19 protein-coding genes are annotated in these 19,634 nt (G+C 62.3%); 11 read left to right on the forward strand and 8 right to left on the reverse strand.

Annotated features, from left to right (window positions below):
• The first annotated feature begins 132 nt into the window (after positions 1-132).
• Positions 133-336 carry a DUF3126 family protein gene (locus ABID26_RS25140; RefSeq protein ID WP_027166457.1) on the forward strand — a complete coding sequence of 68 codons (204 nt, stop codon included), beginning with the start codon at positions 133-135 and terminating at the stop codon, positions 334-336.
• A 164-nt stretch (positions 337-500) separates the two neighbouring features.
• On the opposite strand, the gene ABID26_RS25145 is transcribed toward ABID26_RS25140, so the two are convergent.
• Both ABID26_RS25145 and ABID26_RS25150 read right to left on the reverse strand, forming a co-directional pair.
• On the reverse strand, positions 501-1,400 hold the full coding sequence (locus tag ABID26_RS25145) for an ABC transporter substrate-binding protein (protein ID WP_126099924.1): 900 nt from the start codon (positions 1,398-1,400) through the stop codon (positions 501-503).
• A gap of 123 nt (positions 1,401-1,523) precedes the next feature.
• Positions 1,524-2,132, reverse strand: a complete 609-nt coding sequence (locus tag ABID26_RS25150; RefSeq protein ID WP_292298978.1) for a hypothetical protein — start codon at positions 2,130-2,132, stop codon at positions 1,524-1,526.
• 330 nt (positions 2,133-2,462) lie between these two features.
• On the opposite strand from ABID26_RS25150, the gene clpP reads away from it, so the two are divergent.
• From clpP to hupB, 4 genes are all read left to right on the forward strand, one after another.
• Positions 2,463-3,092, forward strand: coding sequence for an ATP-dependent Clp endopeptidase proteolytic subunit ClpP (clpP, locus tag ABID26_RS25155; RefSeq protein WP_126099925.1), 630 nt, complete (start codon positions 2,463-2,465; stop codon positions 3,090-3,092).
• A gap of 296 nt (positions 3,093-3,388) precedes the next feature.
• Positions 3,389-4,663: an ATP-dependent Clp protease ATP-binding subunit ClpX gene (gene clpX, locus ABID26_RS25160; RefSeq protein WP_059185169.1), complete on the forward strand. Its 1,275-nt coding sequence runs from the start codon at positions 3,389-3,391 to the stop codon at positions 4,661-4,663.
• Positions 4,664-4,939: 276 nt separating this feature from the next.
• Entirely contained in the window at positions 4,940-7,351 is a 2,412-nt protein-coding gene (gene lon, locus ABID26_RS25165; RefSeq protein WP_292298980.1) for an endopeptidase La, read from the forward strand.
• Positions 7,352-7,546: 195 nt separating this feature from the next.
• Positions 7,547-7,819 (forward strand): DNA-binding protein HupB, encoded by a 273-nt coding sequence (gene hupB, locus ABID26_RS25170; RefSeq protein WP_027166452.1) that lies wholly within the window; start codon positions 7,547-7,549, stop codon positions 7,817-7,819.
• Between the two features lie 83 nt (positions 7,820-7,902).
• On the opposite strand, the gene ABID26_RS25175 is transcribed toward hupB, so the two are convergent.
• Positions 7,903-8,925 (reverse strand): aldo/keto reductase, encoded by a 1,023-nt coding sequence (locus tag ABID26_RS25175; RefSeq protein ID WP_292298981.1) that lies wholly within the window; start codon positions 8,923-8,925, stop codon positions 7,903-7,905.
• Between the two features lie 152 nt (positions 8,926-9,077).
• Here ABID26_RS25175 and hxlB point away from each other — a divergent pair, with 152 nt between their 5' ends.
• Positions 9,078-9,644 carry a 6-phospho-3-hexuloisomerase gene (hxlB, locus tag ABID26_RS25180; RefSeq protein ID WP_126099928.1) on the forward strand — a complete coding sequence of 189 codons (567 nt, stop codon included), beginning with the start codon at positions 9,078-9,080 and terminating at the stop codon, positions 9,642-9,644.
• 4 nt (positions 9,645-9,648) lie between these two features.
• Complete coding sequence (locus ABID26_RS25185) at positions 9,649-10,392, forward strand: creatininase family protein (RefSeq protein ID WP_292298983.1); 744 nt, start codon at positions 9,649-9,651, stop codon at positions 10,390-10,392.
• Positions 10,393-10,925: 533 nt separating this feature from the next.
• Here ABID26_RS25185 and ABID26_RS25190 read toward each other — a convergent pair.
• The 3 genes from ABID26_RS25190 to ABID26_RS25200 are packed head-to-tail and all read right to left on the reverse strand — an operon-like array spanning position 10,926 to position 14,744.
• Positions 10,926-11,843, reverse strand: a complete 918-nt coding sequence (locus ABID26_RS25190; RefSeq protein WP_126099930.1) for a carbohydrate ABC transporter permease — start codon at positions 11,841-11,843, stop codon at positions 10,926-10,928.
• An 8-nt stretch (positions 11,844-11,851) separates the two neighbouring features.
• Positions 11,852-13,018 (reverse strand): carbohydrate ABC transporter permease, encoded by a 1,167-nt coding sequence (locus ABID26_RS25195; RefSeq protein WP_435528609.1) that lies wholly within the window; start codon positions 13,016-13,018, stop codon positions 11,852-11,854.
• 49 nt (positions 13,019-13,067) lie between these two features.
• Positions 13,068-14,744 (reverse strand): ABC transporter substrate-binding protein, encoded by a 1,677-nt coding sequence (locus ABID26_RS25200; RefSeq protein WP_292298985.1) that lies wholly within the window; start codon positions 14,742-14,744, stop codon positions 13,068-13,070.
• A gap of 280 nt (positions 14,745-15,024) precedes the next feature.
• On the opposite strand from ABID26_RS25200, the gene ABID26_RS25205 reads away from it, so the two are divergent.
• From ABID26_RS25205 to ABID26_RS25220, 4 genes are all read left to right on the forward strand, one after another.
• A complete protein-coding gene (locus ABID26_RS25205; RefSeq protein WP_292298987.1) occupies positions 15,025-16,083 on the forward strand; it encodes an ABC transporter ATP-binding protein in 1,059 nt (352 codons plus the stop codon).
• Positions 16,084-16,167: 84 nt separating this feature from the next.
• Complete coding sequence (locus ABID26_RS25210; RefSeq protein WP_126099934.1) at positions 16,168-16,620, forward strand: RbsD/FucU family protein; 453 nt, start codon at positions 16,168-16,170, stop codon at positions 16,618-16,620.
• A 4-nt stretch (positions 16,621-16,624) separates the two neighbouring features.
• Positions 16,625-17,554 carry a ribokinase gene (gene rbsK, locus ABID26_RS25215; protein ID WP_292298988.1) on the forward strand — a complete coding sequence of 310 codons (930 nt, stop codon included), beginning with the start codon at positions 16,625-16,627 and terminating at the stop codon, positions 17,552-17,554.
• Positions 17,555-17,664: 110 nt separating this feature from the next.
• On the forward strand, positions 17,665-17,763 hold the full coding sequence (locus ABID26_RS25220) for a putative RiPP precursor (protein WP_189394066.1): 99 nt from the start codon (positions 17,665-17,667) through the stop codon (positions 17,761-17,763).
• Between the two features lie 20 nt (positions 17,764-17,783).
• Here ABID26_RS25220 and ABID26_RS25225 read toward each other — a convergent pair whose 3' ends face one another.
• Entirely contained in the window at positions 17,784-18,089 is a 306-nt protein-coding gene (locus tag ABID26_RS25225) for a hypothetical protein (RefSeq protein ID WP_245459951.1), read from the reverse strand.
• 85 nt (positions 18,090-18,174) lie between these two features.
• The gene (locus ABID26_RS25230) at positions 18,175-19,521 is read right to left on the reverse strand and encodes an NAD(P)/FAD-dependent oxidoreductase (protein ID WP_292298993.1); all 1,347 of its coding nucleotides are present in this window, start codon (positions 19,519-19,521) and stop codon (positions 18,175-18,177) included.
• Positions 19,522-19,634: the final 113 nt, after the last annotated feature.

The raw sequence follows: 19,634 nt of genomic DNA on the forward strand, positions 1-19,634 counted from the left end.
CGGTGGCGGCCGGATTCCGGCTGCCGTTTCACGTGCCGGCTGTCCCGTGTTATCCTGTCTGCTTGCCTTTACATCGCCATCGTCGGCGTGTCAGAAGCGCGTCCCAACGAACAGCCGCATTCGGAGAAGACTTTGAAGCCCGACGAGATCAGAAAGCTGGACGCCTATTTCAAGCGCGTCTTTCAGAATCCCAAGCTGCAGGTGAAGGCGCGTCCACGCAAGGAGGACTCGGCCGAGGTCTATGTCGGCGACGAGTTCCTCGGCATCGTCTTCAAGGACGAGGACGACGGCGACTACAATTTCTCGATGGCGATCCTCGACATCGACCTGGCCTAAGCGACTCCCAGCGAATTGCTCCCTAGTCCGGCAATGCTGCCGGATGTGTACCCTTAGCCAGTTGGTCGAGCCTCCTCCGGCCAGCCGGGCGGGCGGCGACGTTCCTAAGTCAAGGAAGGCTGCGAGCGGAGGTGGCTTAAGCCATATCGCACCCACCCCGGCAGTTATCCGACGACTTGGCTGGCCAACCTCAAGAGACGATCGGGGAACGTGACTGCCATTTTCCGCGCAGCATTCAAATTCACGATCAACTCGGGCCGGCGGACATATTCGACTGGAAGCGCGCCGGCGTCGGCTCCCTTGAGGATGATGTCGACCTGGCTGGCCATTCGACGCGCGGCAGAGGCAAGGCTCGTGCCGTAGGCCATCAGCGGACCGTATCTTGCATGATCCCTGCCGAAGATGGCGGGCAGCCGGGCGTCGTTCGCCATCTTGACGATCTTGGCCCCGTATGTCGTGGTTCGCGGAACTTCCAGGCACAGCAGACCGCCCGCCTCGGCGGCCGCGAATGCGGCGAAGGCAGTCTCCAGGTCTTCCTCGCGGCCAAGCAGGTGGACGGAGATGTTGAGGCCTTCCGCTTCGGCGGCGGCCTTCGAAAGCTTCGGCAGGATATCTGGAACCCCCGCGTCGCCCAAAACCGCCAGGCATTTCAGGTCTGGCACCACCTGCTTCAACATCCGCACCTGCTCGCCGATTTGGCCGGGGTCGAAGTTCGTGCATCCTGTCGTGTGGCCACCGGGCCGCTCGGCGCTTTGGACGATTTTCGCCGATACCGGATCGAGCACGATGGCAAAGACGATCGGCAAATCGGGCGCCGCTTCGCGAGCAGCCAAGTAGCTCACAGCCCCAATGGCGACGATGATCTTGGCTCGGCGCTGAACGAGCTCGGCTGCAAGGCTTGGAAGGCGATCGAGATGACCGTCGGCAAAGCGGGGCTCGATCTGGATGTTCTCACCGTCCCCGTAGCCCAGTTCTCGGATTGCGTCGCAGAAAGAGCCGAAGCTCGGGTACGATCGGTCGCCAGCAAGCAGCATGCCGACAACGGGGATGTCTGAAGGCCGCATTCATCGGGTTCCTGGCAATTCGTCGCGTCCGCTGGTTCGATGTCGAAGTTACCATAGGGCAGGACCAGCGAAATGCCGAAAGATCGGCTTGCCGTCCGCGGATGCAAACAATTCCGGTCGATCCTAGTCCGGGCAGTGCCGCGGGATATGCACCCGCCGCCAGCGGGTCGAGCCTTCCCGCACCACCACGCGACGCGCTACCGTCCGATATGAGGGCGGGATTTCCGCGATGCGCCGCCGCTCAGGCCGCACCAGCACCTCGCGGGCAACGCCTTCATATTCCGCCGGAAGGACGACGCGCCGGACGCGCTCCGGCTCGACGATCACGGTTTCGGCGACCCGCGCGTAGCGGGCCTTGCGCCACACCTTACACAGCACCTTGCGGCCGCGGATGATGCGCCATTCCCAGGCGTAGCCGCCATCGTCGACCTTGACCGTGTGGTAGACGGTGCGCGTGACGGCCGGCACGACCTCATAGGCGACGCGGGGCGGGGCGATCTGCTCCAGGCTTTCGCTCGTGCCGTAGATCGGCGGGTCGTAGTCGACGATCTGGCCGCCGGGGCTCACCATCACGTCTTCATAGACGGTGTCGTAAAGCGCCGGCCGGCGCACCGGCTCGTAGCATTCGAGCGTACGGCCGCCGGCGGCCGTTTGCGACGTAATGGCAACTATTGCGAGGCTGGCTGTGGCGAGCGATGCGGAGCTCTTGCGAAAGGAACTCTGGCGAAACATGACATTCCCCGTTGAAAAAAGGACGCCGGTTCAACGCAGGAGTGTATCGGAAGGTCGGCCGCCGGACAGGGATTTCGGGGCTTGTCGTTAAGCAGGGCGGTTAAGAAACTGCTACCTTGGCGTCATGCCCTCCGATCTCGGATATTTTTCAGGCGCAACCGCCGGCATTCCATGGGCCGAGGCGCTTGATTCGACTTAACCAGATGGCTAGGAGGGGCGGCCTTGCGCTAGGGTGAGCCGGCATCCTATTTAGGACCTAACGATCCAGAACCGATTCCGCCCAATTTCTCATATTTGATGGCGCCGGAATCCATCCAATAAGGATAGTCCATGAAGAACCCCGTCGAAACCTACATGAACCTCGTTCCGATGGTGGTCGAACAGACCAATCGCGGCGAGCGCGCCTACGACATCTTCTCCCGCCTCTTGAAGGAACGCATCATCTTCATCACCGGCCCGGTCGAAGACGGCATGGCGACGCTGGTTTGTGCACAGCTTTTGTTCCTCGAGGCGGAGAACCCCAAGAAGGAAATCAACCTCTACATCAACTCGCCGGGCGGTGTCGTAACCTCGGGAATGGCGATCTACGACACCATGCAGTTCATCAAGCCGGCGGTGTCGACGCTCTGCATCGGCCAAGCGGCCTCGATGGGCTCGCTGCTACTGTGCGCCGGCCACAAGGACATGCGCTTTGCCACGCCGAACGCGCGCATCATGGTCCATCAGCCGTCCGGCGGCTTCCAGGGTCAGGCTTCGGACATCGAACGTCATGCGCAGGACATCATCAAGCTGAAGCGCCGCTTGAACGAGGTCTATGTCAAGCATACCGGCAAGAGCTATGACGAGATCGAGCGGACGCTCGACCGCGACCACTTCATGACCGCCGACGAGGCCAAGGACTTTGGTCTGATCGACAAGGTCATCACGACGCGCGAGCTGGGCGAAACCGCCGCCGCGTAGGCTCTGATTGGCAGCTGAATGGCGGGATAACGCGCTTTTGGCGCGGCTTGCGGCATTTCGGCCACAATTGCCTGTTCCCTCAAAGGTCGGGATTGCCTACGTTAAGGCTATGTTGATTTTCGACGGCTTAGCTTTGCATGGGGTTGCTGCGAATCATTGTCGCGTTTTCTGATTTGGGTTTCGTACGGAATGCGCTGTGTGAGCCGGAACACTGGCGGTGGCGGATTCCCGCGATAGATTGGTGAGACGCCCATGCAGCCAGACGATCGGCAGGCAGGCGGTGAAAGGACAGAAAAATGAGCAAGGTCAGCAACAACGGCGGTGATTCAAAGAACACGCTTTATTGCTCGTTTTGCGGCAAAAGCCAGCACGAAGTGCGCAAGCTGATTGCCGGTCCGACGGTTTTCATCTGCGACGAATGCGTCGAGCTCTGCATGGACATCATCCGCGAGGAGAACAAGACCTCGATGGTGAAGTCGCGCGAGGGCGTGCCGACCCCGCAGGAGATCCTCAAGGTCCTCGACGACTATGTCATCGGCCAGCCCTACGCCAAGCGGGTGCTGTCGGTAGCCGTCCATAACCACTACAAGCGTCTTGCGCATGCAGGCAAGAACAACGACGTCGAGCTGGCGAAGTCGAACATCCTGCTGATCGGCCCGACCGGCTGCGGCAAGACGCTGCTGGCGCAGACGCTCGCCCGCATCATCGATGTGCCCTTCACCATGGCCGACGCCACGACGCTCACCGAAGCCGGCTATGTCGGCGAGGACGTCGAGAACATCATCCTGAAGCTGTTGCAGTCGGCCGACTACAATGTCGAGCGCGCCCAGCGCGGCATCGTCTATATCGACGAGATCGACAAGATCTCGCGCAAGTCCGACAACCCCTCGATCACCCGCGACGTGTCGGGCGAGGGCGTGCAGCAGGCGCTCCTGAAGATCATGGAAGGCACGGTCGCTTCCGTGCCGCCGCAGGGCGGCCGCAAGCACCCGCAGCAGGAGTTCCTGCAGGTCGACACCGCCAACATCCTTTTTATCTGCGGCGGCGCCTTTGCCGGCCTCGACAAGATCATCTCGGATCGCGGCCGCAAGACCTCGATCGGTTTCGGCGCCACGGTGGCCTCGCCCGAGGATCGCCGCACCGGCGACCTGTTCCGCCAGGTCGAGCCGGAGGACCTGTTGAAATTCGGCCTGATCCCCGAATTCGTCGGCCGTCTGCCTGTGCTGGCGACGCTCGAGGACCTCGACGAGCCGGCGCTGATCCAGATCCTGACCGAGCCGAAGAACGCGCTGGTCAAGCAGTATCAGCGGCTGTTCGAGATGGAGAATGTCGATCTCACCTTCCACGAGAACGCGCTTTCGGCGATCGCCAAGCGCGCCATCGAGCGCAAGACCGGCGCGCGCGGCCTGCGCTCGATCATGGAAGCGATCCTGCTAGACACCATGTTCGAGCTGCCGGCGCTGGAAGGCGTGCGCGAGGTGGTGATCTCGGAAGAGGTGGTCTCGGGCAATGCCAGGCCGCTCTACATCTATTCCGAGCAGAAGGAAAAGAAGGGCAACGTTAGCGCCTGACATGGCAGCTGACTCGACATTTTTTCATGGAACGGCGCCCGCGTGGCGCCGTTTTGCTGTGAAGGGGGTATCGGCAGGTGACGGAGTGGATGAGCGGACCATGTTAACCCTTGATCTTTGCTCCGCCCGCATCCACCTAACAGCGGAAGGCCGAAGCGCCGAATTCTGTGCTGTAAAACTCCCGTCACAAACGGTGGTAGGCGGAACGACACTCGGTCGTTAATATGAGATTCGCGGTTGGCTAAAATTAGCGGCCGCGACATGAAAGGTTGGACAATGGCCAAGATATCCAAGGCTTCCGGCGACGGCGTTTTCGCAGTCCTCCCACTGCGCGATATCGTCGTGTTCCCGCACATGATCGTCCCGCTCTTTGTCGGGCGCGAAAAGTCGATCAAGGCGCTGGAAGAAGTGATGGGTCAGGAAAAGCAGATCCTGCTTGCCACCCAGATGAATGCAGCCGACGACGATCCTGAGCCCGATGCCATTTTCGACATCGGCACGCTCGCCAATGTGCTGCAGCTCCTGAAGCTTCCCGATGGCACCGTGAAGGTGCTTGTCGAGGGCGCGTCGCGCGCCAAGATCGTCTCGTTCACCGACCGTGCCGACTTCCACGAAGCCCGCGCCACCGCGCTGGTCGAGCCAGAGGAGGAGGAGGTCGAGATCGAAGCGCTTGCCCGCTCGGTCGTCACCGACTTCGAAAACTACGTCAAGCTGAACAAGAAGATCTCGCCCGAAGTTGTTGGCGCGGCCAGCCAGATCGACGATTACTCGAAGCTTGCCGACACCGTTGCCTCGCATCTCGCCATCAAGATCCCCGAGAAGCAGGAAATGCTCGCCACGCTCTCCATCAAGGAGCGTCTCGAGAAGGCGATGGGCTTCATGGAAGCCGAGATCTCCGTGCTGCAGGTGGAGAAGCGCATCCGCAGCAGAGTCAAGCGCCAGATGGAGAAGACGCAGCGCGAGTACTACCTCAACGAGCAGATGAAGGCGATCCAGAAGGAGCTCGGCGAGGGCGAGGACGGCCGCGACGAGGCCGCCGAGATCGAGGCGCGCATCAAGAAGACCAAGCTCTCCAAGGAGGCCCGCGAGAAGGCGGAAGCCGAGTTGAAGAAGCTGCGGTCGATGTCGCCGATGTCGGCTGAATCCACCGTCGTGCGCAACTATCTCGACTGGCTGCTGTCGATCCCGTGGGGCAAGAACTCCAAGGTCAAGCAGGATCTCGCCTTCGCGCAGAACGTGCTCGACGCCGACCATTTCGGCCTCGACAAGGTCAAGGAGCGCATCGTCGAGTATCTCGCCGTGCAGAGCCGCCAGAAGAAGCTGAAGGGGCCGATCCTGTGCCTCGTCGGCCCGCCCGGCGTCGGCAAGACCTCGCTCGGCAAGTCGATCGCCAAGGCGACCGGCCGCGAGTTCATCCGCATGGCGCTCGGCGGCGTGCGCGACGAGGCCGAGATCCGCGGCCACAGGCGGACCTATATCGGCTCGATGCCCGGCAAGGTCATCCAGTCGATGAAGAAGGCCAAGAAGTCCAATCCGCTCTTCCTGCTCGACGAGATCGACAAGATGGGCCAGGACTTCCGCGGCGACCCGTCGTCGGCCCTGCTCGAGGTGCTCGATCCGGAGCAGAACTCGACGTTCATGGACCATTACCTCGAGGTGGAATACGACCTGTCGAGCGTGATGTTCGTGACGACGGCGAACACGCTGAACATCCCTGCGCCCCTGATGGACCGCATGGAGATCATCCGTATCGCCGGCTATACCGAGGACGAGAAGATCGAGATCGCCAAGCGGCACCTGATGCCCAAGGTGATCCGCGACCACGCCCTGCAGCCGAACGAGTTCTCGGTCGGCGAGGACGCGATCCGCGGCATCATCCAGACCTACACAAGGGAAGCCGGCGTGCGCAGCCTGGAGCGCGAGCTGATGAAGCTCGGGCGCAAGGCGGTGACCGAGATCCTGAAGACGAAGAAGAAGACGGTGAAGATCACGGCGGACAACCTCGCCGACTATCTCGGCGTTCCGCGCTTCCGCTTCGGTCAGGTCGAGGCTGACGATCAGGTTGGCGTGGTCACAGGTCTCGCCTGGACGGAAGTCGGCGGCGAGCTGCTGACGGTCGAAGGCGTCATGATGCCCGGCAAGGGCCGCATGACGGTGACCGGCAATCTGCGCGACGTGATGAAGGAATCGATCTCGGCGGCGGCTTCTTACGTCCGCTCGCGCGCCATCGATTTCGGCGTCGAGCCGCCGCTGTTCGACAAGCGCGACATCCACGTGCACTTGCCGGAAGGCGCTACGCCGAAGGATGGCCCGTCTGCAGGTGCCGCCATGGCCACGGCCATCGTCTCGGTCCTGACGGGCATTCCGGTCCGGGCTGATGTGGCGATGACAGGTGAGATAACGCTGCGCGGCCGCATCTTGCCGATCGGTGGTCTGAAGGAGAAGCTGCTTGCCGCACTGCGTGGCGGCATCAAGAAGGTGCTGATCCCGGAAGAAAACGTCAAGGATCTGGCGGAGATTCCGGACAATGTGAAGAACGGCATGGAGATCGTTCCGGTGTCGCGGGTCGGCGAGGTGCTGAGGCACGCGCTGGTCAGGATGCCGGAGCCGATCGAGTGGGTCGAGCCGGTGGTTCCGCCAACCGGCGTGGATGCCGGCGACGAGGCCGGGAAATCACTTGCTCATTAGAATGTTCTAACGTTGCAGCGCACAAAGAGAGAGCCGGGCTTCCAGCCCGGCTTTTTCATGTGAAAAATCTCCGAAAAAGTGCAAAAAAGCCCGGAATTCTGCGGTTTTCGGCTTGGGTTCCTCAACGCTTCTTTCTAAAGTCCGTTTCCTGCCGGATGAGTCGTAGTTCCGGTTTTCTCATGGAAGGGAATTTTGATGAACAAGAACGAACTGGTGTCCGCTGTCGCCGACTCCGCAAGCATTTCGAAGGCTGATGCGCAGTCCGCCGTCGATGCGGTGTTCTCCGTGATCACTGGCGAACTGAAGAAGGGCGGCGATGTCCGGCTTGTCGGCTTCGGAAATTTCACCGTGTCAAAACGCGCTGCTTCGACCGGCCGCAACCCGCAGACCGGCGCGGAAGTGAAGATTCCGGCGCGCACCGTGCCGAAGTTCTCGGCCGGCAAGGGCCTCAAGGACGCGGTCAACTAAGACCTTTTTTCTTTATCAGAAAAGCCAGAAAAGCCGGGCTTGCCCGGCTTTTCTTTTGCCCTGCGGCGGCAGGATATCTGGAGTCAGGCGGTCGGCGCGTCGGCGCGCATCAGGCCTTCCTGCTTGAGATCCGCCCACAGGGCCGCCGGGATCTTGACGTCAAGCAGCGCGCGATTGCTTTCGACCTCGGCCGGCCGCTGGCCGCCGGGGATCACCGACATCACGGATGGATGCTGCAGCGGGAACTGCAATGCGGCCTCGATCAGCCGCACGCCATGGCGCTTGCAGACCGCCTCGATGCGCGCCACGCGGTCCAGCACGTCCTTTGGCGCCTCGGTGTAGTTGTAGAAAGCGCCAGGCTTCGGCCCCGTCGCCAGGATGCCGGAATTGTAAGGGCCGCCGAGAACGATGCCGATGCCGCGCTTTTCGCAGAGCGGCAGGAACGAGCCCAGCGCTTCCTGCTCGAGCAGCGTATAGCGGCCAGCAAGCAGGAAGAGGTCGAAATCGCCACGCTCTGCGAGCGTCTGGCAGACCTGCCACTCGTTGATGCCGCCGCCGAAGGCCTTGATCACGCCCTGGTCGCGCAGCGAAAGCAGCCCGTAATAGCCAGAGGACATGAATTCCTCGATGCGCAGGTCCGACGCCTCCTTGCTGCCATGGGTGAAGATGTCGACATCGTGCACGTAGAGGATGTCGATGCGATCGACGCCGAGACGCTCCAGCGAGGCCTCGAAGGAACGCATCACGCCGTCATAGCTGTAGTCGTAGACTTCCTTGCGCGAGGGTGTGTCGAAGAACTTGCCGATGCCGGTGCGCTGGTCGGGCGGGCAGACGCGCATGATGCGACCGACCTTGCTCGACAGCACATAGTCGTCCCGCTTCTTGCCGCGCAGGAAGGGGTTGAGCCGGGTTTCCGACAGGCCGAGGCCATAGAGAGGCGCGGTGTCGAAGTAGCGGCAGCCGGTCTCCCATGCCACCTCCAGCGTGGCATGGGCGTCCTCATCGGAGACGGCGCGGTAGAGGTTGCCGAGCGGAGCGGTGCCGAAGCCGAGCTCGGTGAAGGTGATGCCGCCATTGCCGATGCGGTCGAAATGCCGTGTCTTCATAGCTCACGATGTCCCGGATTGATTTGTCTGACATGACACTATCACGCTGGCGGTACAGCAAAAGCGCCGAGGCTCCTTGGACGCGAATTTTCGCGGTGATAGCATGAACAAAATCAAGTGTTTCCAACCTTCGGCAGACAGGACGAATTGACATGACGCAAGCCGGGTCGGAGATATTCGAGATCGCGCTGGACGAGCTTGGCGCCGTGGTGAGGCGCGTCGATGACGGCCGGGTCGACGCCGCCTGCGAAATGCTTGCCGGCGCCGGCAAGATCGTCGTCTATGGCTGCGGCCGCGAAGCGCTGCAGGTCAAAGGCTTCGCCATGCGGCTCCACCATCTCGGCCTGCCTGTCGCGGTGGTCGGGGACATGACCACGCCGCCGCTCGCGCAGGGCGATGTCTTGCTTGCAAGTTCCGGGCCGGGCGAGACCACCACCGTTCTCGCCTTGATGCGGGTGGCCCGCGCGGCCGGCGCCAAGGTGCTGCTGCTGACGGCCGAACCGGCCGGCAGCGCGGCGAAGCTCGCCGACTTCACGCTGCTCGTTCCGGCCCAGACCATGGCCAGCGACCAGGGCGCGGCAAAAACTTCGGTGCTGCCGATGGGCTCGCTGTTCGAAGGGGCGCTGTTCCTGCTGTTCGAGGTGATGGTGCTGAAGCTCAAGGCGCTGACCGGCGCGACGGCGGAGGCAATGCGCGCCCGGCACACCAACATGGAGTAGGGACATGCGCTACGAGCTGATGCTGCCGCACCAGATACGCAAGGCGATCGAGGGGAACTGGCCGGTCGCGCTGCCGCTCGGCGTGCTCGAATACCATGGCGAGCATATGGCGGTCGGCATGGATACACTGGCGGTCGTCAAGACGCTGGAACGCTTCGAGAAGGAGAGGGACATCGTCATCCTGCCGCCCTTCTACTACGGCGCGGCGAGCTATGCCGTGGCGCCGCCCGAAGGCAGCGGCTCGCTGCAGGTCGGCGGTCCGGTGCTGGCGCCTTTCGCCGAGGAGCTGTTCTACGGCCTGCTGCGCGTCGGCTTCCGCAACATCCACGCCATCATCCATCACCAGACCGAGAATTTTGTTGCCGGCATGCCGACCGATCTCGCCTTCAAGACTGCCGGCAGGCAGGCGATCTTCCGCTTCCTGGAAAAGGAGCGCGGCGAGGGCTGGTGGGGCTCCGACAAGATGGCCGACTACTATGCCGGCCATGCCCAGGGCGAGAACGTCTTCAACTGGGTGCAGGTGCATCCGCTGATGCCGGCCGCCATGAGCGGCAAATACCCGTTCGACCATGCCGGCATCGGCGAGACGTCGCTGATGCTGGCGCTATGCCCCGAAGCGGTGGATGCAGCCCATTTCGCGGACAATACCGGCTGGTACACGAAGAGCGCGCCGGAGGCGTCGGCCGAGCTCGGGCAAAAGGGCGTCGCCATGATCCTGGAGCATTTGCGGACGACGCTTTCTGCCTAGTCGGGTTCTTTTTGAAGGAGGATATCAGGAAGTCCTCTAACCAATATATTAGTAAGTCCGAATAAGGTATATTGTAGCGCCAATTGTGCTCGGAGCCTCAGGGGCTTTCAGTGAACGCGGCCGGGATACGACGCGGAGCGAGGTTTGCAGGCGTAGTCGCCACGGCTGCAGCGCTCCAGGATGTCTCTGCGTTTGCGCACGGCGCCAGCAGTGGCTGGACTTATCCGCCGGCCTGCTGTCACGGCGATTCAATGACAGGCGAATGCAGCAGTATCCCCAGCGCCACTGTCACGCCAAGCCCGGATGGCTACGTGATCATCCTGCGGCCGGGAGATCATCGGAAGGTCACTCACCAGAACCGCTATCTCGTTCCTTACGACAGTGTCATTCCGTCCGGTGATGACAACTTTCACATCTGCTTGCATCCGACCGAGGAGCACGAGAACTGCTTCTTTGCGCCAGCCGAAGCTATATAGCGGCGGACTAACCGGCCCGCTTTGGGCGACATGCGTGAGGCGTCGGTCGAGTCCTCGCTATTTCACCGAGCCCGCCGTCATGCCCATGATGAGATAACGCTCGAGCGCGATGCCGATGATCGCCAGCGGTGCGATCGCCGCGGTGGCAAGGGCTGCCATCGACCACCAGTTGATGCCTTGCGAGCCGGTCTGGCTCGCCACCATGACGGGGATGGTCTTGGCATCGGTCGAGGTGAGAAGGGCAGCGAAGAAATACTCGTTCCAGCAGAGCACCATAGCCAGGATGAAGGCGGCGACCATACCGGGAAGCGCGATCGGCATGACGATGCGGAAGAAGGCGCCCCAGATCGACAAGCCGTCGACCAGCGCCGCCTCCTCAAGCTCGACGGGAATGGAGTTGAACTGGTCGCGCATGATCCAGATGACGATCGGCAGCACCATCAGCGTGTAGAGGAGCACGAGCCCGATGCGTGTGTCGAGCAGCGCCACTTCCCGGTAGAGCACCAGGAAAGGCAGCGCCAGCACGACCGGCGGCAGGATCAGCTGCGACAGGAAGAAGAAGGATATGTCCTCGTTCTTGAACCAGGCGAAGTGATAGCGGTAGCGGGTGAGGCCGTAGGCGGCGAGGCTGCCGATGACAATGGCGAGGCTCGATGCGCCGACCGAGGTGATGACCGAATTCATGAAGCGCTTGAGGAATTCGTCGCGCACGGTCGAGGTCTGGAAGATCGAATCCGGCGACAGGCCGAGCGAGCGCCAGCCTTTCCAGTCGGGCTGGAAGTCGACAAAGGGGATGAGGTGCCCTTGTGTGACGTCGACCGCCGATTTGAAGGAGGTGGTGATGGTCCAGTAGATCGGGAACAGGCAGACGAAGGACCAGAACACCAGCGCGCCGTAGATGAAGACGCGGCTGGTGATGAAGCCCGCCGGTGAGCGGATCTCGGAAACGGTGTAGTCGGTGGTCTGGACGCTCATGATGCCGCTCAGTTGACGTTGCGCACGAAGCGGCTGGCGAGCTTCAGCAGCCAGGTGACGAACACGATGATGATGACGAGATAGGCCATGGCCAGCATGGTGCCATAGCCGACATTCGAGCGGTCGCGATACTCGCGGTAGATGAAGCTCGAAACGGAATCGGTGGCGCCGCCGGGGCCGCCGGACGTCACCGTGATGATGATGTCGGCAAGCTTGAGCTTGAAGATGATGCGCAGGATCACCGCGGTCACCGACACCGGCAGCATCAGCGGGAAGGTTACCTGCCAGAAGGTCTGCCAGGTATTTGCGCCATCGACGCGAGCCGCCTCGATCACCTCGCGCGACATGGCCTGCAGGCCGGCGAGCAGCATGATCATCATGAACGGGATGAAGGTCCAGGCGTCGAGCACCATGATCGAGATGCGCGCGATGACCGGGTCGGAGAAGAAAGCGGGATTGTCCCAGCCGAGATGCCGTGCCAACGTCGCCGCCGGTCCGAAGCGGTATTCCATCAGCGACTTGCCGATCATCCAGGAGACGGCGACCGGCGACAGCATCAGCGGCAGCAGGAAGACCACGCGGAAGAATTTCCTGGCGCGGATCTGCGCGTTGAGCAGCAGCGCCAATCCGAAGGCGATGACATATTCGACCAGAACCGCCAGCACATAGAGCACCATGTTGAACAGCGCATTGCGGTAGTAGGGGTCTCCCAGCATCTGCCAGAAATTGTCGAGCCCGTTGAACCTGCGGCCGGAAAAGGAGCTAAGGTTCCAGTCGGTCAGCGCGATATAGAAGCCGAACAGCGTCGGGAAGATCACCATGGCAATGGTGAAGAGCAGTGCCGGCAGCAGGAACAGCGCGCGCTGGCCGTCCTCGCCGCGCGTCAGCACCTGCCAGGCGCCAAGCGCCACGCCCCACAGCACATAGGCGTAGACCACGGGGCGCCAAGTATAGAAGCCGACCGTGTCGACTTCGGTCTTGTAGAGGATCTGCATCACGATCGCCGCCAGCAGCACGAGCGTCGCGGCAGTCAGCAGAGCCCAGCCGAGGCGCTTGCGGCCGGGCGGGATCAGATCGGCCGCTGTGGAATTTGCCGGCCACGCATTGGCGGTCGAAGTCTGGTCAGCCACGCCTGTCGCCTCTTGCTCAACCCACCGGCCAGAGCCGGTCAACATACGGCCCGGCGACGAGGTGTCGCCGGGCCGCGACTTCTCTTGAGACAGCCTACATGCCGAGCGAGGCTTTGTAGAGCTTGATCTGGTTCTCGCGGCCGATCTGGTCGGTCAGTTTCTCCCAGGCGGCAGCGATGGCATCCGCACCTTCTTGCGCCTTCATCTTGCCGGCGAAAGTGTTGGCCAGGATGTCCTCGGCGGCGCTGTAGTACTGGAAGATGCCGGGGATGCGCGGCTCGATCGCCGCGTTCGGATGGTTATAAGAGTCGCCTTCCGACTTCAGATACGAGCTGATGAAGGCCTCGTCATAGCCGGCCGCCACCCATTCCGGAATGTTGAAATGGGAGTTGCGGTAGGGCTGGAAGCCCGATGGATAGGCCGCGCACCACAGCGACAAATCCTTGCCGCCGAGATGGGCCGCCGCCGACCATGCCGCCTTCTTCTTCTTCTCGTCGCTGTCGACGCGCGCCATGACATAGACACCCCAGCCGAGATAGGCGCAGTTCGGCGCATAGTTCGGTCCGCTGGCGAGCTTGTCCCACTTGCCGGTCTTGGAATTGTAGACGTCGTCCGAGCCCGGCAGGATCGAGAAACCAGTAACGTCCCCGACAACCGAAGCATCGTTGGTCTTGGCATTCGAGCCTGCGTCGCCCCACCAAGCCAGCATCGAACCGGTGCCTCCCAGGAATTGCGAGAAACAGGTCTGGTTCGGGTCGGCGTTGATCTGATCTTGCGGTTCGAAAGGCAGCGCGTCGATCACGTCCTGGATCGCCCGCACCCAGGCCGGGTTGTTGACGCGTGGCTTCATCGTATCTGGATCGAACAGCCAGGCCTTGTCGTCCGGGTGCTTGGCATAGGCGGTGGCGCGGCTGCCGAGGAAGTAAAAGCCGAAGCCGCCCCAGGGCTTGGGCGCGTCGAGGTAGCCATAGACGTCCTGGCCTTTCACCTGCTTGCCCTTGAGGAACTTGGTCACGGCCTGCACCTGCTGCCAGGTCTTCGGCACGCCCCATTCCGCCAGGCCTGCCTTGTCGCCGGAGTCGGCTTTCCAGGCTGCCGCCAGATCGGCGTCGGAGAACACGTCGGTGCGGTAGTTGAAATTATGAGTATCGCCGTCGACGGTCACGCGATACTGCTTGCCGTTCCAGGTGCCGACAGGCGGCTTGAGGTACGCCACCAGGTCATCCATGTCGATCTGCTTCTTGACCCAGTCCGGCATTTCGGAAGTGAGGCCCTTGCCGCAGACATCGCCTTCGAAGGGCGCGCCCATCTCCAGGATATCGAAATCGATCGTATTGGTTGCGATGGCTTGTTGCAGGCGTGGATTGTAGTCGGCCTGTGCCAGATCGATCCAATTGATCTTGGCGCCGGTGTAAGCTTCCCACGGCTTCAGGAAACCGCGGAACAGCACGTTATGCAGGTTCTGGTTGTTGAGGCCCATGAAGGTGAGTTCGACGCCGGCGAATTCACCTTCCTTGACGTTGGCCTTGGTCGCTTCCAGGCAAAGTTCGCCGACTTTCTGGAAGTCGGCATCCGTCGGCTGGCCCTTGCCGACGCCCGGTATCTGCAGAAGTTTCGCGCGCAGATCGTCGGCCGCAGCAGCCGGCCTCGTCAGCGCGCCGAGCCCGGCGCCGGACGCCGCGGCGAGCGCGGCCATGCTGGCGGCGCCCTTCAACAAGTCGCGGCGGGTCGCCCCGGCCCGCACCAGTTTTTCGTAAAGGTCGACTCTCATCTCAAGGTTCCTCCCAGAACTTCAGTCGTGAATTGATTTTGCCAATCTCTCGGACGCCGAAACGTCTGCGGTTCTCCTATACCATAGGGGGACGTGGGACCCCACCCTGCGTCGCCTGCAACTCCGATTTTCCGGGACAGGGACCGGCTGTCGGACTGGCACTCGCAACTATTCGCGTAATCGATTACCTTGTCAACAAGAATGGCTTTTTATCTATAAGATACCGACTTGCCCTTGCCGTTGGCAATGGCTAGCTTCACCGAAAAAGATAGGGGAGACAATGGCTCAAGTCGCTATCACCAATGTGGCCAAGGCATTCGGAACCGTCAAGGTTCTGCATGAGGTCAGCGTCGACATTGCCGACGGCCAATTCGTTGTGCTGGTCGGCCCTTCGGGATGCGGCAAATCCACGCTCTTGAGGATGGTGGCGGGGCTGGAAACGGTCTCGGGCGGAACGATTTCGATCGGCGACCGCGTCGTCAACAACCTGCCGCCGGCAAAGCGCGACATCGCGATGGTGTTCCAGAATTACGCTCTCTATCCGCACAAGACGGTGGAGCAGAACATGGCATTCGCGCTGAAGCTGCGCGGCACCGATCCTGCCGTGGTCGCCGAGCGGGTGAAGCGGGCGGCCGATATCCTCGACCTTGCCCCCTATCTGAAGCGCTATCCACGCCAGCTTTCCGGCGGCCAGCGCCAGCGTGTCGCCATGGGCCGCGCCATCGTGCGCAATCCGCAGGTGTTCCTGTTTGACGAGCCGCTCTCGAACCTCGACGCCAAGCTGCGCGTGCAGATGCGCACCGAGATCAAGGAACTGCACCAGCGGCTGAAGACCACCACCATCTACGTCACGCACGACCAGATCGAGGCCATGACCATGGCCGACAAGATCGTGGTGATGCGCGATGGCCGCATCGAGCAGGTCGGCGCGCCGCTGGAACTGTTCGACCGGCCTGCCAATCTGTTCGTCGCCGGCTTCATCGGCTCGCCGGCGATGAACCTGCTCAAGGGCACCCTGAAAAAGGGTGAGAAGCCCGTGGTTGACATTGCAGGCTCGGCCTTTCCGATGCCTGCCGGCATTTCGACCGAGGACGGACAGGCCGTCGTCTACGGTGTGCGGCCGGAGCACCTGGAAATCCATCCCGACGGCGTCGCGTCCACGATTTCGGTGGTCGAGCCGACAGGCTCGGAGACGCTGGTGTTCGTGCGCTTCGGCGAGGGCGAGATGGTGGCGCTGTTTCGTGAGCGTCACGACTTCAAGCCGGGAGATACGTTGAAGCTCAGGCCGCGGCTCGATCACGTCCATCTCTTCGACGCAGGGACCGGCAAGCGTCTCTAGAGCCTTACGCAATTCCGGACGGAAAACCGCTCACACTTTTCCTGGAATTGCTCCAGACCGCAAACAGACTTCCAAGAGGAAACCATGCTCAAAGGGATCAATCCGCTGCTCAATGCCGACGTGCTCCAGGCGCTGCGGGCGATGGGCCACGGCGACGACCTGATCATCGCCGACACCAATTTCCCATCCGACTCCGTTGCCAAGCAGACCGTGCTCGGCAAGCTGCTGCGCATCGATGCGCCGGCGGCCGAGGTGGCGAAGGCGGTTCTGTCGCTTTATCCGCTGGACAGCTTCGTCAACGACGCGGCCGCCCGAATGGAGATCGTCGGCAAGCCGAACGAGATCCCGCCGGTGCAGAAGGAGGTGCAGAAGGAGATCGATGCGGCCGAGGGCAAGGCTTGGCCGATGATCTCGATCGAACGCTACGCCTTCTACGAGCGCGCCAAGAAGGCCTACTGCGTCATCCAGACAGGCGAACGCCGCTTCTATGGCTGCTTCGCCTTCCGCAAGGGCGTCATTCCGCCGGACGCGGAGTAAGGAGATGGCCGCCGGCAAGCCCGTCGTTATCCTGGGTGTCTTCGTCGCCGACACCGCCTATCGCGCCGACCGCCAGCCGCGCATGGGCGAGACGATCCTCGGCAACTCGTTCAAGCTCGGGCCGGGCGGCAAGGGCTCGAACCAGGCCGTGGCCGCCGGCAAGCTCGGCGCCGACATCACTTTCCTGACGAGGCTCGGCGTCGATGCTTTCGCCGACATGGCCAGGCAGACCTGGAAAGCGGCGAGCGTGAAAAGCGCCGCGATCGAAACGCCGGACAGCTACACGGGCGCGGCCTACATTTTTGTGGAAGAGGGCAGCGGCAACAACGCCATCATCGTCAGTCCGGGTGCGGCTATGCTGATCTCGCCCGCCGATATAGAGGCGCATGCCGGCCTGATCCGCTCGGCCGGTGTCTTCGTCACCCAACTCGAGCAGCCGATCGACGCAGCATTGAAGGCACTTGAGGTCGCGCGCGGGGCAGGGGTGACGACGATCCTCAATCCAGCGCCGGCAGCCAGCCTGCCGGAGCGTATCTACACGCTCTGCGACTACGTCACGCCCAACGAGTCCGAGGCCGAAGGACTGACCGGCATCACAGTCTCGTCGATCGACGATGCGCGCCGCGCCGCCGACAATCTGCTGGCGAAGGGGGTCGGCACCGTTATCGTGACGCTTGGCGAGAAGGGCGCGCTGCTGCACACCAAGGATCGTTCCGACCATGTCGGCGCCGTCGATGCCGGCCCGGTGGTCGAGACCACCGGAGCGGGCGACGCCTTCAATGGGGGCCTGGCGGCGGCACTTGCGAAAGGGATCGAGCCGCTTGAGGCGGTGCGCTTTGCCTGCGCCGTCGCCGGCATTTCGGTGACGCGCCCGGGCACAGCGCCCTCCATGCCGACGCTCCAGGAAGTCGAGGCGCTGCTGGCGAGGGCTTGAAGACTGGCTTCGGCTGAAGCCTGGGAAATCTCACCGCCCGGAACGCAAGCGATGCGAGCGCGTTCACTGTCTTGACCAACCACAAGGCAGCCCGGTTCCGGAACGGCGCGATGAAAAAGCCCTATGAAAAGCCTACGCTCGTAAAGCGCGAGAAGCTCACCGCGCGAACCGCCCAGATCGTCGCCTCCGGCGTCATATTGGGCGAGTAAGCCAGAAAGACGGGTGCTGCTCAGAGGATCTTGCTGGTCAGTTCCAGCTTCGTCGTTGCGCCTTGCTCGCTGCCGGGCATATGCACGACACGCAGAACGCGAAGGTCCATATTTGATCCTTCGACCGGCATGGATACGCTTTCACCCACCCGCGGCAGTTCCTGGAACGCGAGCTCGTCCACATCCCTGGCGTCATCAATCGAAACGCGACATCTCACAGCCATCTGTCTCTCCCGTTTTCGGCCCTTGGGCGGAACGAGGCAATGGCGGAATGGTTCCGGCGCAAGGACTTCGAGAGCCAGCACGATATTCGGCGCCATCAGCAACGAGCGGAGCTTCAGCGCCGTGCTCTATCTCTTTGTTTGCCCGCATTTCTGAGGCGTCAAGCGATCCCGCTTGGCTGCAGAACGCTCAAAGGGCCGGGCCTGGCCGAATGGCGCTGCCGTCATAAAAGCGCGACAGGCGAAAGCGGGTCAGATCGTGCCCGATCTCATTTCCCTGGATCATGTCGGAGACGACCCGACCGATTCCCGGCCCGATGCCGAAGCCGTGACCGCTCATGCCCGTCGCGACGATAAGGCCGCCGATCGCCTGTACGCGGTCCACTATGGGGACGACGTCCGGCATCGCGTCAATCATGCCTGCCCAACTGGCCTTGATGCGAACTCGCCCGAGCTGCGGGAAAAGCCGCGTGAAATTGCGTTCGATCGAACGAAGGCCAGAGGAGGCGGGGGCGGGATCGAGCACCCGCATCCTCTCGAATGGACTTTGAGAATCCGGCGCCCAGCGACGCGGCGTCGCCCAGCTATCCGGGTAGCCCGCCGGCGCAGCCGGCGAGTAGCGTGTCCCGAACGGATTGGCCATGAGCGCGGGAAAGTATTTCGTCGCGTGCCGGAACGCGTCAGGCCCGACGTAGAGCAAACTGCCTCCTCCAGGAGCGAGCGTGTATCCACCATCCTGCCTGCGCCTGAAGGCGATGTGATCCGCTGCCGCGGCGCCGGCATGGATCTCAGGCATCGGCTCCGTCGCAGCCACGGTCGACCTGACACTGAGCTGGGGTATGGAAACACCATGTCTTCTCAGGAAGAGGGAGGACCAGGCGCCGCCCGCGAGCAGAACGCTGGAGGTCGCGATGTGACCCGCCTCAGTCCACACGCCGCTGACCCTGCCGGCCGAGATTTCCAAGGTTCGCGCCGCGCAATTCTCCACGATCTTGACGCCTTCGCGGGCCGCAAGCCGAGCGAGCGCGGGCACGGCCACCCAAGGCTCCGCCCGCATGTCGGAAGGTGTCGTCATCGCGCCCTTGAAACTGCCTGACATGCCTTCGATGAGACCAGCGGTTTCCTGGGCGTTCAGAAGGCGAGTATCGATCTTATGGGCGGCGGCGATCTTCATGAATTCTTCGAAGCCGGCCATTTTGTCGTCCGAGCTTGCCAGATAGGTCACACCTGTCTGCTTCAGGCCGATGTCTTCGCCGCATTCCTCAGCCAGTTGCCGCCAGTGACGCGATGCCTCGATCACAATCGGCAGCTCATCCGCATCGCGTCCCTGCTTTCTGATCCATCCCCAGTTTCGAGAGGATTGCTCGGCCGCTATCCGTCCCTTTTCAACCAGCGTCACCGGGATGTCGCGCCGCGCAAGAAAAAGCGCCGTCGTCACGCCGATGACGCCGCCGCCGATAATCACCACATCCGAACTTTTCGGCGGGGGACCGGGATATTGAATCGGGTTCGCTTCGGAGAACGGGAAAGCAGGCAAGTGAGGCATCCTGAAAGAGACGACGACAGCTATGGCCTAGTGGCCGCCAACTTTTCTTGAGGCAGTTCAGGGGAAGGTGGAGCACAGGCCGCTTAAAGCGCGTCGCGCTTTTG

It is taken from the genome of Mesorhizobium shonense (genome assembly GCF_040545255.1).
In the GTDB taxonomy this organism is placed as follows: Bacteria; Pseudomonadota; Alphaproteobacteria; order Rhizobiales; family Rhizobiaceae; genus Mesorhizobium; species Mesorhizobium shonense.